Genomic DNA, 12,592 nt, shown 5'->3' with positions numbered 1-12,592 from the left:
AGCATCTCGATTCCGGCCAGAACTCCCTCCTGGTCGAAGTCGAGCACCATTACGGCCTCCAGGCCAAGAACTACGGCGTTTCCCCCAGCTCACGGAGCTTGCCGCGTGCAATCTCGTTCAGCGGCTCCTTCTGGAGGATGCGGCGGTAGAGCCGAATCTTCTCGGCCGACTCACGTGCCAGCGCTGCCTCCAAGGTGAGAACCTGCACGTGCTCCGGGTCCAACGCCTGGGCCATGCCGAGTTGCCGACTCGCCTCGCCGTCTTCTCCCATGAGGAAATAGATGAATCCGAGTTCAACCCGTGCGAGCAGATCCTTGGGCAACAACTCCAGGAGTCGTTCATAGGCGGGCACCGATACCTCGGGCTCAGCGTAGAACTTTCCTGCAAGCACCCGGAGTACAGCGGGATCGGAAACGTGATGGAGCGCATCGCGGAAGGCGCGCTCTGCCTCTGCTCCGCCTGTCTCCAGCACTCGCTTCGCCAGATATTCGAGATGGTCCGTCATGGGTGAATGAAAGCGGTGTTGATGGTGATTCGACCGTCCATGTACTTGAACCAGCGAATGGTCAGGTCCGCCATCTCCCCGAACCTATCATTCATCTTGAGGGTGCTCTCGAAGATGGACCCTTGGGGGGTTGTGGCCAATGCGCTGACCTTCCCATCGATCTGACGGACAGTGTCGATGAGAAGCTGTCGTTGCTCTGGCCACGTTGGAGCCAGGCGGTCGAGGTTGTGCTTGGGGACGTCTACGTGCGCATCTTTGACCGAGATGTCATCACCGCTCGCCGGGAGCGGAGCGCTCGTGGCACCCGACCCCTGAGCCGACATCGCCACGGCGCCTGGAGCAAGTGCGATGGTGATGGTCCCGGCACTCACGGCAACCGTCTCCACCTCCCCCACTGCCGCGAGGCGGATACCCACCTGCGTCTCCGCCTGCATCGCACCGGGCAGCGTCGGCACCTTCGCCGCCAACCCCGGCGCCGTGTTGCCGAGCGCCACCGTAGCCAGCATGGCGAACGCTCGCGCCGCGTTGCGGCCCATGACCTTGCCGTACCGCTCCCCGGCCTCGCGCAACTCGTTGAACGTGACGGCCCGATCCGCCTCATCCATCAGCCGCTTGAAGCCCACGACGAGGCCCCAGAAGGTGTCGATGCCCACGTAGGAGATGAGGGTGGCGGTCATCACCGCCGCGAGGCCCTTCGAGACCGTCACGTCGGGAATCGAGATGAGGACCATGTACGTCGTCCAGGTCCAGAGAACCGCCGCCACCATGGCGTGAGGGTCGGCCATGTCCTTGAACGCCTCCAGCATCTCGTCGAGCACGGCACCCTTGGCGAGGGCCAGGGCCAGAGCGAAACGGCCGTCCCCGGTGACGATGGGGCTCTCCGTCAGCAGACGTAGACAGTCTCCGGGCCTGCCTGTGCGCTCACACCAGCGCAGGTAAGCGCGAGTCAACTCCACCTCCGCCGCCGGTGGTCCCCCCTCCAGATGTTCGCCCGGCCCGAGCGGAGTGACGCGGCGGCTGCGTGCCTCATACGTGTATGAGCCACTCCGCACTTCGATCTCGAATAACTTCCGGGCGGCTTCCTGGGGCCGAGTGGAGGACCGAACCTCCCAGGCACGCTTCGCCACGGCCTTCTTGAACTCGCCGCCGTTCAAGTTCACCGGCTCGGCGCTGGAGCGTGGAGTGAAAACGAGAGTGTCAGCCTGGCCCGTGTCCAGGCGCACGACCCGGGAAGCGGTCGCACACCCGGCGAGGAGCACCAGTAGCGCGGCCGTCCAGCCCAGCTTCATAGGAATCCCCTCGATGATGGCCACGCCTCATCAGAATGGTCACCCGCTGGAATCTGCTGGGACTAGAAGCGGCGCGGGCCGGTGTTCCAGTCCCAGGTGGCCATAGGAGGCCCGGCTTCGTGCCCGGTCCAGGGTCTGGCTGGCGGCCCCTAGAGCAGCCGGTTTCGCATCGGCTCACCTATCCTCTTGCAGTGGGGCGCTGGTCCCGCTATGAGAGGCACCACTTTTTGGCCAGGTAGCTCACCTGGTTAGAGCGGCGGTCTCATAATCCGCAGGTAGTCGGTTCAAGTCCGACCCTGGCCAAGGCCCCGTCTCCGGGTTCGCTCGGAGACGGGGCTTCTTTTTGTCCGCTGCCCGGTGAACTCTGACCGGTGCGAGAGGTCCCACCTCTCGTCCATGCCGTCCGACTCCGACTCCCGCTCCCCACCCCCCGGCCCCGAGGCGCCCCACCTGCACGAGGAGCGTCTGCGGCTGGCCGTCGAGGCCACCGGCCTGGGGACGTGGGACCTCGATCCCCTCACCGGCGTCCTGCACTGGGACGAGCGCTGCAAGGCCCTCTTCGGCGTCCCCCCGGAGGCCTCCCTCGACTACGACACCTTCCTCGCCCTCGTTCACCCCGAGGACCGCGACCACGTCCACCAGGTGGTGCGGCAGGCCCTGGATTCCTCCGGCAGCGGCTCCTACCGGCTCGACTACCGCGCCGTGGACCCTCGGCACGGCGGGGTCCGGTGGCTGTCCACCTCGGGCCGCGCCTTCTTCGATGCCAGTGGCCGCGCCGTGCGCTTCCTCGGCACCGTGCTCGACATCACCGAGCGCGTCCGCGAGCGCGAGGCCGCCGAGCGCGAGAAACACCGGGTCACCACCGTCCTGGAGAGCATCTCCGAGGCCTTCGAGGCCTTCGATCGCGACTGGCGCTTCATCTACGTCAACCGCGAGGCCGAGCGGATCCTGGGAAGGCCTCGCGAGGAGCTGCTGGGCCGCGACCACTGGGAGCTCTACCCCGATGCCCTGGGCACCTCCCTGGAGCACCACTTCCGACGCGCCGCCTCCGAGCGCATCCCCCTCTCCTTCGAGAACCACTATGCCCCGTGGAAGCGCTGGTTCGAGATCCGCGTCTACCCCACCGACGAAGGAATCGCCGTCTTCTTCCAGGACGTCACCGAGCGCAAGCGCCGCGACGAGGAGCGCGAGCGGCTGCTGCGAGCGCAGACCCACCTGCGCGAACAGGCCGAGAAGGCGCTGCGCGAGCGCCAGCGCACGGTGGAGGTGCTCGAGCACGGCGAGGCACTCATCGTCGTCGACAAGGATTTCCGCATCCTCCTGGTGAACGAGAACCAGGAGCGCCTCTCCCAGACGCGGCGCGAGGACACGCTCGGCCGGATCCTCTGGGAGGTGTTCCCCACCATCGCCCATCCCGAGTCCAGCTATTGGCGCGAGTACCACCGGGTGATGCAGCAGAAGGTGCCGGTGCAGTTCGAGGAGCATTACCCGCCGCTGAACCTCTGGGTGGGCATGAGCGTCTATCCCACCAGCGAGGGCGGGCTGGCCGTCTTCTTCCGGGACATCACCGAGCACAAGCATGCCGAGCAGTTCCGCGAGCGGCTGATGGGCATCGTCAGCCATGATCTGCGCAGCCCGCTCCACAGCATCTCCCTCAACACCGGGCTGCTGCTGCGCCGCGAGGACGTGTCCGAGCCCGTGCTCACCGGGGTGCGGCGCATCGCCCGGAGCACCGAGCGCATGTCCCGGATGATCACCGATCTGCTCGACTTCACCCGCGCCCGGCTGGGCGGCGGCATCCCCCTGCGGCGCCGGCCCGGCCATCTGGTGGAGCTGGTGCGCGCCACGCTCGAGGAGGCTCGAGGTGTCACACCCCGGCCGCGTCGTGCTCTCCCATGAGCCGGGCACGTACTCCGGGGAGTGGGACCCCGACCGGCTCGCCCAGGTCATCTCCAACCTCGTGGGCAACGCACTCCACCATGGGGCCTCCCACACGCCCGTGGAGGTGGCCCTGCACCAGGAGGATTCCACGCTCGTCCTCACGGTGCACAACCAGGGAGCGCCCATCCCCGAGGCGCTGCTGCCCCATGTCTTCGATCCCTTCCGTGGCTCCGGCGGTGGCTCGCGCCAGGGATTGGGACTGGGCCTCTACATCGTCCAGCAGATCCTCCAGGCCCACGGCGGCTCCATCTCCGTGGACTCCCGCGCGGACTCGGGCACCACCTTCACCGTGCGGCTGCCCCGCGGCTCCCCTCCCGCCTGACGTCAAGCATTCGTGCCCCCATGGTGGTTTTTTTGACGGCCTCCTCGCCTGCCCTCCTAATGCGCCCACAGGCCGGTAGTGGCCTGTAGCAGCCCCGAGGAGGTAGTTCCGATGCAGGATGCCAGCGCCAGCCCGATGAGCTCCGAGGTCACCCCGGCCTCCGCCGACTCGAACGGCCCCGATGCCTCCGAGTCCGTGGTCTCCACCCACGTGCTCGTCCCCATCGAGCAGGTCCACAAGCTGCGCGAGCTCGCACGCCGCACCCGCATCCACCAGAGCGAGTACCTCCGCGAGGCCGTCGAGGATCTCCTCTCCAAGTACGGCAAGGCCCACTCCGAGGGCGAGCTGTGAGAACCGCCCTGCCCCTCCAGGCCCGCGCTCCCGCCCTCTCTCGCGAGAAGGCTTCCCCTCCCGTGGACTCCCGCGGCTTCGGCACCCGCGGCTCCTCCGAGCGCCCTGCCTCCATCCGCGACACCATCATCCGCTGGCTCAACGAAGAGCTGTGACGGCGTAGGCGTGACACCGGGGCAACCCGGGACGCGTGGCACCCTCACCCTGTCCCTCTCCCGGAGGGAGAGGGGTTGTTGGCGGAGGGGTTGGCGGCGGGGGCTCAGGCGGACGGCAGTGAGGCCTGCTGCCCCTCTTTGTCCAGCTTGCCGGCGAGGTCCTTGAAGGACAGGTGCCCCAGCGACATCAGCACCACGCCGAAGCCGATCTGCTGCACCGTCTGGCACAGCCACAGCACGTTCGCGTACGCCATGCCGTTGCCGTTCACCACCGAGGCCGGCAGGAACAGCGACAGCCCCACGCGGATGGCCGCCTGGAACGTGCCCACCATCCCGGGCGCCGCCGGAATCATCACGCCCACCACCAGCACCGACATCACCACGTAGGCCTGGAACAGTGTCAGGCTCGTCGGGCCAAACGCCCTCGACAGCAACGCCATCCCCGCCCCGTTCAGCCCCCAGTACACCACCGTGTACAGGAAGAAGAGCGCCATCTGGCGCCGATCCGGCAACTGCCGCATCGCGCCCACGAAGGTGTCCACGATGTCCGCCATCTTGTCCGCCACCCCCGGCGCCACCCGGCCCACCGTGGAGCGCACCAGCCCCACCGCCGTCGACTGGTGCTTCAGCGCGAAGAGCAGGAACAGCAGCCCGCCGCCGAACACCGCGAACATCAGGTTCGCCCCCAGCTTCACGTAGCGGACCTCGGGCACCTCCGCCGGCACGAAGAAGAGCAGCACCCGCATCAGCAGGGCGATGGACATGCCGTCCGTGATGCGCTCGAGCACCACCGACGTCATCGCCGCGCTCCGGCGGATGGAGCTGCGCTGCGCGATGAGCAACGGCCGCGCGAACTCGCCCAGCCGGAACGGCAGCACCAGCAACATCATGAAGCCGATGCCCGAGGCCTCGTTCAGCTTGCGGAACGGCACCCGCTCCATCCCCGACAGCAGGCAGCCCCACCGCAATGTCCGCGCCAGGTGCACCAGCATCAGGATGACGAAGTACGGCAACACCCACAAGTAGTTGGCCGACTTCAGACTCGTCATCTGCGAGTTCCAGTCCGTGTTCCGGAAGGCCCACCAGGAGCAGACGAGGGTGACGAGCAGGCTGGCGATCAGTTTGACGGCGCGATTCACGTGGGCCCGTATATCGTCACCCCACCCCGGACTCCAGGGGTTCCCCCGCCAGCAACCGGCCCGGCGAGGTGGCCATCAGCCGGGTGTAGGCCCGCTCGCCCACCCTGCCCTTCAACTCCCCCAGGGCCTTCCCCACCCACTCCCGCGCCCCCACCGGCCCGTGCAGATCCGTGGCCCCCAGGGCGTACAGCCCCTCCTCCAGGAAGCCCCGCGCCAGCTTCCTCGCCGTTCCCCCGTACCGACCCGTCAGCGCTCCCACGTCCAGTTGCAGCAGCGCCCCCGCCCGCACCGCCTCCGCCGCCCGGCCCGGCCGCTCGAATTCCAGGCTGCGCTCCGGGTGCGCCAACACCGGCGTCACCCCCTTGAGGCGGATGCGGAAGAGGATGTCCGTCAGCGCCGGCACCGGCGAGGTGTAGGGCAGCTCCACCAATACGTACTTCCCCGCTCCCAGCAGCCGCGCCTCCGGCGTGCCCAGGCTCCGCAGGAAGGCCTCGTCCAGGAAGTTCTCCGCGTTCGTCCCCAGCGCCAGCTTCACCCCCGCCCGCTCCAACGCCTCGCGCAGCTCCGCCAGCCGCTCCTCCACCGTCCGCCGCGAGTGCGAGGGGTACTCGGGCCGCGCATGCGGGCTGGGCGCCACCGTGGTGAAGCCCAGGTCCACCAGCGCCCGCGCCATCTCCACCGCGTCCTCCAGCGTGCGCGCCCCGTCATCCACCCCCGGCACCAGGTGGCAGTGCAGGTCGCACAGCCCGCTCACGCGTCGCCGCCGCGCTCGGGATGCTGGTCGGCCGGGAGCTCATCCTCCTGCTCGTCCGCCTGTCTGGCTGGCACCCGGTACTCCTCTCCCAGCCAGCGCCCCAGGTCCACCATGCGGCAGCGCTTGGAGCAGAATGGATACGCCGGATTCTCGGCTCGCGGGGCGACCGGCTTCCGGCACACGGAACACTCTTTGAGAGTCGTCGGCACGCCGTACTCATAAACCTCGGGGCCCGCTCCGGCCAGCGTGTTCGCCGCCCCCCCCACCGCCTAGGGCGCCCCCTCCAGGAACGAGTCCAGGCCCTGGAGATCGTCGGCGCCGAGGAAGTCCACCCCGTACTCGAGCGCCACCCGCCAGGTGTCCGGGTGGTCCGGTGCTCCGAAGAAGCGGACCTTGCGCCCCTGGGCGTGCGCGTTCTCGATGATGCAGGCCAGCCGCGCACGCTGGGAGTCATCGAGCTGCCCCGTGCCCGAGGCGTCCAGGTAGTCGCTCCACTTGAGCGCGTAGTAGCCCCAGGCGTTGTCCGCCGGTGGATCCTCCGGCGAGTAGTCGTTGCTGTCCCGCACCGCGCGCCGCTGGGGGTAGCGGGTCACGAAATCCCGCTTGCCCTGGGCATCCCCCGTCAGCACCACCGTGACGGGGCCCGGGTGCACCTCGTCACCGTCGATGCGGGTGAGCATCGGGTACTTCTCGAGCACCGCGTGCAGGGTGTCCACGAGCTCCGGTCCGCCCTGCTTGAGATCGAGCCACAGCGTGAAGGTCACGCCATCCCCATGCACCGAGCCCCGCTCGTCAATCCGAGCCTGGAGCGGCTCCAGGTAGAGCTGCTCCAGCGAGCGCTTGGACTCCCAGGGAAGGTTGAGGTGGGAAACGGAGAGCTTCCCATCGGTCAAGTAGAGGTCCGCCTCGACGCTGTAGAAGCGGTGGCCGAGCGCATCGAACAACGGGCGCTCGTGCTCGTAGTCGTTGTGGGCATGCGCGCGGAGGTGGTGACCGGCCACCGGGTGGCGTTGGGCGGCGGCAGGCGTGGCCACCTGCCCCTCGCGGCAGGCCTCGGGCCGGGAGGCACAGCCGAGTCCCCCGGACAGGGAGAGGCCCAGGAGGACGGTGACGAGTTTCCGCGCGGACATGAGGAACACCTCGGGGAGCTTGCGGGTGGGGGCCCGGGAGCATCCGTGGTTGACTGCCCCGGTTCAACGACCTCCCAGGTGCTCTCCCATGCAGGTGCTCCGCATCACCCGTCCCGGCGGCCCCGAGGTGCTCGACTTCGAGGAGCGTCCCGCCCCCACTCCCGGCCCCTCGGACCTCCTCGTGCGCGTGCGCGCCACCGCCCTCAACCGCGCCGATCTCCTCCAACTGCGCGGCGGCTACCCCGCTCCTCCGGGTGTCCCCGCCGACGTCCCCGGCCTCGAGTACGCCGGTGAGGTCATCTCCGCCGGTCCGCTCGCCCGCCGGTTCAAGCCCGGTGACCGCGTGATGGGACTCGTGGGCGGAGGTGCCTTCGCCGAGCAGCTCATCACCCACGAGCGCGAGGCCCTCTCCATGCCGGAGAACCTCGACTTCGCCCCCGCCGCCGCGCTCCCCGAGGCCTATCTCACCGCCTTCGACGCGCTCGTGCTCCAGGGCGGCCTGCGCATGGGCGAGTCCGTGCTCATCCATGCCGTCGCCAGTGGCGTGGGCTCGGCCGCCGCGCAGATCTGCCGCGCCCTGGGCGCCCAGGTTCTCGGGACGGGGCGCAACGCGGAGAAGCTCGCCCGCGCCTCCGCCTGGGGCGTGGAGAAGACGGTGCTGTGTGAGGCCCCCCCTCGTTTCGCGGACGCCGTCCGGGAAGCCACCGGTGGGCGCGGGGCCGACCTGGCGTTGGAGCTCGTCGGCGGGGACTACCTCCCGGAGACGCTCCGGGCCATGGCGCCCCAGGGACGCGTCCTCCTCGTGGGGCTCGTGGCGGGCCGGCAGACCTCCGTGGAGCTGGACGTCCTCCTCACCCGGCGGCTGCGCGTCACCGGCACCGTCCTCCGCAGCCGGCCTCCCGAGGAGAAGATGGCGCTCGCCCAGGCCGCCGAGCGCAGCCTGCTTCCCCTGTTCCGCGCCGGGACGCTCACGCCCGTGGTCGATGCCGTCTACCCCATGCACGAGGCCCGCGAGGCCCTCTCCCGTATGGCTCGCAACGACACCGTGGGCAAGCTCGTCCTCCGCTGGGAGTGAGCCAGCCGCTCAGGCGGGGAGGAGCTCCACCGGCAGCACCGCGGGCCCGTGGATGGAGAACCCGGGCAGCCACTGGACCTCCGGCGAGCACAGCCGCAGGCCCCGGATGCGCGACACGAGCGCTTCCAGGCCCAGCCGCGCCTCCATCCGGGCCAACTGCGCGCCCAGGCAGAAGTGCACCCCGTACCCGAAGGACAGGTGCTGGGTGCCCTTGTCCCGCCCGGGAAGGAAGCACTCCGGCTGCTCGAACACCCGCTCATCCCGGTTGGCCGACGCCACCAGCCCCAGCACCAGGCTCCCCGCCGGCACCTTCGTCCCCGACAGCTCCACGTCCTGCATCGCCATGCGGAAGCTCAGCTGCGTGGGCGGCTCGCAGCGCAGCACCTCCTCGATGAAACGCGGGATGTGCGCCTTGTCCGCCTTCATGAGCTCCAGCTGCTCGGGATGTTGCGCGAGCGTCAGGACCGCGTTGCCGAGCACCTGCGTCGTCGTCTCCATCCCCGCCGGCAGCAGCAGGAAGAGGAAGGACAGCAGTTGCTCATCCGTGAGCTTCTGCCCCTCCACCTCCGCCTGGAGCAGATCACTCACCATGTCCTCGCCCGGCCGGCGGCGGCGCGCCTGGATGACCTCCGTCAGGTAGTCCCTCATCTCCCGCACCACGGAGCGGACCGCCTCGTACTGCGCCTCCGTCGTCGCGGAGGTGAGCATTCCCATGTTCGTGGACCACCGCTTGAACTCCGAGAAGGTGCTCGGGTCCAGGCCCAGCATCGCGCCGATGATGTTGCGGGGCAGCACGAAGGTGAAGGCATCCACCAGCTCCACCTCGCCCTGCCGCACGGCGGCCTCCGCCAGCTCCTCGCTCACCTGCCGGACCTGGGCCTCCAACCGGGCCATCCCCGTGGGGCCAAAGGCCCGGGTGACCAGCGCGCGCAGCGGGGTGTGGCGCGGCGGATCCATCGAGAGCATCGAGTGTGCGACCGGGTTGGGCCCCAGCCACGCCGGCTCCGCGGTGACGGCGAGCGCCTCGGACGAGAAGCGCCGCGGATCCTTCAGGATCGCGGCCGCGTCCTCGTAACGCGCCGCCGCGTAGGCCCCGAAGGGCTCCACACGGCACAGCCCGGGCTCGCTTCGCATCTGCGCGAACAGGGCGTAGCGGTCGGCCAGGGTGAGGGCGGGGGCGAACAGATCGTACGTCTGCAAAGTGTCCTCCAGTCAGGAGGAATCACCGTAGACCAGCGGTCCGACGCTTCCCAGGCACCCGCGGGGAAGCGCCGGGACGCCGCCAACACCCAACGCTTCGAGGATCTGCTGCTGGAGCGCCTCACCTACCGCCCGTAGATTGGCCGGCGTGCGCACGCCGATCGACCGCCACCTGCCTCCCGACCACGACGCCTTCGTCTCCGCCGAGCCACCGACGGGGCGCCTCATCGTCATCGCCCCCACGCGCGCGGCGTGTGAGACGATCGAGCTCGCGCTCGGGCTGCGCCTCGAGACCTACCTCGAGCAGCACCATGGGCCCCGGGTGCGCGAGCTGGCGCGCGCGGGCCAGGGCTTTGGCATCGTGGCCGGGACCGGCACCGGAAAGACACTCGCCATCCGGCTCATCGCCGAGGAGATCGTCGGCCAGGGAGGCACGTCCCCGCTCCGGGTGGGCGTGGTGAACCGCGAGCGCGAGGCGACGCCCGACACGCCCACCTGGAACGTCATCATCGTGACGACCGGCATCGCGCGGCGCTGGTTCCAGAACGGCGACATCCTTCCCCACGACACGCTCATCATCGACGAAATCCACCAGACATCGGCGGAGCTCGAGCTGTGCCTCGCGCTCGGCAAGCGCGTGGGCTGCCGCTTCATCTGGCTCTCCGCCACCGTGGACCCGGCGCTCTACGCGCGCTACCTCGGCAGCGCCGACGTGCTCGAGGTCCAGGCGTTCGATCCAAAGAAGGTGGCCACCGTCACGGTGACGAACAGGCCACCGCTCTCCTTCCTGGACGAGGCGTTCCTCCAGTCCGTGGAGAAGGAGCAGCGCGGGGTGGGCGTCTTCCTCCCCACGCGGGCCGCCGTCGAGCAGGCCGCCCTGTACGTCCGCACCCGCTGGCCCGGCATCCACGCGGCGCACTACCATGGCGGCGAGCCCATCCGCGCCATCCGGCCCTTCCTCGAGGGAACGGCGCCCCGGCCCTTCCTCCTCGCCATGACGGCCGCGGGGCAGAGCGCGCTCAACGTGCAGGGGCTCGACACCATCGTCATCGACGACACGCGCTTCGCCAACCTCGTCGAGCGCGGGCGCAACGTGCTCACGCGCGTCCACCTCGGCAACAACGAGTTGCTCCAGATGGCCGGGCGCGTGCACGGCCGCGTCGAGGGCGGGCGCATCTTCATCCTGAGCAACCGGCACATCGACTTCTTCTCGCTCCGTCCCACGGAGCCCGAGTTCCAGCTCGCGGGCGATCCGGAGCGCGTGGCGCTCACCGCGGCCGCCCTCGGCGTCCGGGCCGACGCGTTGGACCTCCCCGTGCCGCTCGACCGCGCCGCCTACCAGCGCGTGTTCCAACGGCTGCGGGAGCGCAACATCATCGACGCCCAGGGGAAGCTCTCCTCCTACGGCCGTGCCGTCGAGGCGCTCCCGGTGGAGCGGGCGTGGGCGGAGTTGATCGTCAACGCGGAGGACGCCCTCCTCCCCTACCTCGCCGTGGGCAGCGCCCTCGAGTCGCTCCACCGCATGACGCGCGAGGAGCGTGACCTGGAGGGGGTGCTGGTCCACGGGAGCGACCATCTCACCGCCTACAACCTCTACGCCGACGCCTACCGCGAGGCGGGCTTCATCGGCGAGGTGTACGGGCTCCCTCGCCACCTGTTCCACCCGGAGAAGATGGAGCGCTGGGCCGAGCGGCGCGGTGTGCTGGTGAAGGCCGTCGAGGACGCGGCGCTGGTGATGGCGGGCGTCTACCGGAGCCTGAAGGCCAGCCTGCCCGAGCAGCTTCCTTTCGCGGATGACAGCGTGCACCGCCGCTTCGCCGATCTGCTCGCATGTTTCATGCCCTTCGATCTCGCCATCGACGAGCAGACGGCCTCGGGCGAGCAGGCCCGCGTCTCGAAGACGAGCGTGTGCGGAAGCTGGGGCGCGGTGGCGGGAACGCTCCGCTACTTCGCCGACCGCTCCGGCAACCCGCACGCCTCCATCGAGGGCACGCACATCCCGCTCGAGCTGCTGAGGAAGTACGGGCGCCGCACCGAGGCCGAGCTCGCCTACGACACGTTTCACATGTCGCTCGTGCTCGAGTGGCGTGTGGAGTACTCCGGCTTCGAGCTGGAGCGCGAGATCGAGGTACTCGGCGCGTGGGGGCCGGAGTGGGCCGGAAGCGCACGGCGCGCGCTCGCCGAGGCGATGGCACGTGGCGAGGCGGAGCACCCGGCGGTGCGCCGCAACCAGCCGGCCATCGACGAGGTCCGCGAGCTGTGGCGCCGCTCGGGTGGACGCACGGCGAAGCTCGGGGTGCCGGAGTTGATCTCCCTCTACGAGGCCCAGCTCGAGGGCGTCACCACCCTGGACGAGTTCCTCGCGCGCCCGCTGGCGCTCGACCTGGACGCGCTGGTGCCACCCGGGACTCGCGAGCAGCTCCTGTCGTTGCCGGACGTGGTGACCCTTCGCGACCGCGAGGTGGCGCTGGAGTACGAGGTGGAGCAGGACGAGGAAGGTGAGCCCGTGGGGGTGGTACGGCTCGACCTGCCGGAGAAGCTCGCGCGCACGCTCGTGGAGGAGGAGCTTCCGTTGTTCGACCGGCCGGTGCGCTTCGTCGTGGGCCGCGGCCGGCGCGGGGCCTTGCACGCGGACACGCTGCTCGAGCTGCAGGAGCTGCTGGACATGCCGTGGATGCCCGATGAGCTCGAGGCGTCACGGGGCAAGGGGCCCCGGCGCCCGAAGCGCTGA

The 12,592-nt window shown here is 69.6% G+C and carries 13 protein-coding genes and 1 tRNA gene; 7 read left to right on the top strand and 7 right to left on the bottom strand.

Translation table 11 applies throughout. The features are described from left to right. Window positions 1-70 precede the first annotated feature (70 nt). Together ACN28I_RS01775 and ACN28I_RS01770 are read right to left on the bottom strand one after the other, a co-directional pair. Window positions 71-505: a tetratricopeptide repeat protein gene (locus ACN28I_RS01775; protein WP_420940442.1), complete on the bottom strand. Its 435-nt coding sequence runs from the start codon at window positions 503-505 to the stop codon at window positions 71-73. Continuing rightward, window positions 502-1,818, bottom strand: coding sequence for a hypothetical protein (locus tag ACN28I_RS01770; protein WP_420940441.1), 1,317 nt, complete (start codon window positions 1,816-1,818; stop codon window positions 502-504). Before ACN28I_RS01770 ends, ACN28I_RS01775 begins: the two co-directional genes overlap by 4 nt. Window positions 1,819-2,023: 205 nt before the next feature. Here ACN28I_RS01770 and ACN28I_RS01765 point away from each other — a divergent pair. The 5 genes from ACN28I_RS01765 (at window position 2,024) to ACN28I_RS01745 (ending at window position 4,563) form a co-directional block, all read left to right on the top strand. Then, window positions 2,024-2,097, top strand: a tRNA-Ile gene (locus tag ACN28I_RS01765). A 93-nt stretch (window positions 2,098-2,190) separates the two neighbouring features. Continuing rightward, window positions 2,191-3,693, top strand: a complete 1,503-nt coding sequence (locus ACN28I_RS01760; protein WP_420940440.1) for a PAS domain-containing protein — start codon at window positions 2,191-2,193, stop codon at window positions 3,691-3,693. Further along, window positions 3,659-4,057, top strand: a complete 399-nt coding sequence (locus tag ACN28I_RS01755) for a sensor histidine kinase (RefSeq protein WP_420940439.1) — start codon at window positions 3,659-3,661, stop codon at window positions 4,055-4,057. The genes ACN28I_RS01760 and ACN28I_RS01755 overlap by 35 nt, the downstream gene beginning before the upstream one ends. A 111-nt stretch (window positions 4,058-4,168) precedes the next feature. Continuing rightward, window positions 4,169-4,408 carry a ribbon-helix-helix domain-containing protein gene (locus tag ACN28I_RS01750; RefSeq protein WP_420940438.1) on the top strand — a complete coding sequence of 80 codons (240 nt, stop codon included), beginning with the start codon at window positions 4,169-4,171 and terminating at the stop codon, window positions 4,406-4,408. Continuing rightward, entirely contained in the window at window positions 4,405-4,563 is a 159-nt protein-coding gene (locus ACN28I_RS01745) for a hypothetical protein (RefSeq protein WP_420940437.1), read from the top strand. Before ACN28I_RS01750 ends, ACN28I_RS01745 begins: the two co-directional genes overlap by 4 nt. A gap of 104 nt (window positions 4,564-4,667) precedes the next feature. Here ACN28I_RS01745 and ACN28I_RS01740 read toward each other — a convergent pair whose 3' ends face one another. The 4 genes from ACN28I_RS01740 to ACN28I_RS01725 form a co-directional block, all read right to left on the bottom strand. After that, complete coding sequence (locus ACN28I_RS01740; protein WP_420940436.1) at window positions 4,668-5,702, bottom strand: lysylphosphatidylglycerol synthase transmembrane domain-containing protein; 1,035 nt, start codon at window positions 5,700-5,702, stop codon at window positions 4,668-4,670. 16 nt (window positions 5,703-5,718) lie between these two features. Further along, window positions 5,719-6,456: a tyrosine-protein phosphatase gene (locus ACN28I_RS01735; RefSeq protein WP_420940435.1), complete on the bottom strand. Its 738-nt coding sequence runs from the start codon at window positions 6,454-6,456 to the stop codon at window positions 5,719-5,721. Continuing rightward, on the bottom strand, window positions 6,453-6,638 hold the full coding sequence (locus tag ACN28I_RS01730; RefSeq protein ID WP_420940434.1) for a DNA gyrase inhibitor YacG: 186 nt from the start codon (window positions 6,636-6,638) through the stop codon (window positions 6,453-6,455). Before ACN28I_RS01730 ends, ACN28I_RS01735 begins: the two co-directional genes overlap by 4 nt. Before the next feature lie 87 nt (window positions 6,639-6,725). Next, on the bottom strand, window positions 6,726-7,586 hold the full coding sequence (locus ACN28I_RS01725) for a hypothetical protein (protein ID WP_420940433.1): 861 nt from the start codon (window positions 7,584-7,586) through the stop codon (window positions 6,726-6,728). An 88-nt stretch (window positions 7,587-7,674) separates the two neighbouring features. Here ACN28I_RS01725 and ACN28I_RS01720 point away from each other — a divergent pair, with 88 nt between their 5' ends. Further along, window positions 7,675-8,661, top strand: coding sequence for an NAD(P)H-quinone oxidoreductase (locus ACN28I_RS01720; protein WP_420940432.1), 987 nt, complete (start codon window positions 7,675-7,677; stop codon window positions 8,659-8,661). A gap of 9 nt (window positions 8,662-8,670) precedes the next feature. Here the strand turns inward: ACN28I_RS01720 and ACN28I_RS01715 are convergent, their stop codons facing one another. Next, window positions 8,671-9,861 carry a cytochrome P450 gene (locus ACN28I_RS01715; RefSeq protein ID WP_420940431.1) on the bottom strand — a complete coding sequence of 397 codons (1,191 nt, stop codon included), beginning with the start codon at window positions 9,859-9,861 and terminating at the stop codon, window positions 8,671-8,673. A 148-nt stretch (window positions 9,862-10,009) separates the two neighbouring features. On the opposite strand from ACN28I_RS01715, the gene ACN28I_RS01710 reads away from it, so the two are divergent. Beyond that, a complete protein-coding gene (locus ACN28I_RS01710; protein WP_420940430.1) occupies window positions 10,010-12,592 on the top strand; it encodes a DEAD/DEAH box helicase in 2,583 nt (860 codons plus the stop codon).

The organism is Archangium gephyra (assembly GCF_049060025.1).
Lineage (GTDB): Bacteria > Myxococcota > Myxococcia > Myxococcales > Myxococcaceae > Archangium > Archangium gephyra_A.
The sequence above is the reverse complement of the archived record's forward strand: the minus strand, read 5'-3'. Positions and strand labels throughout refer to the sequence as shown.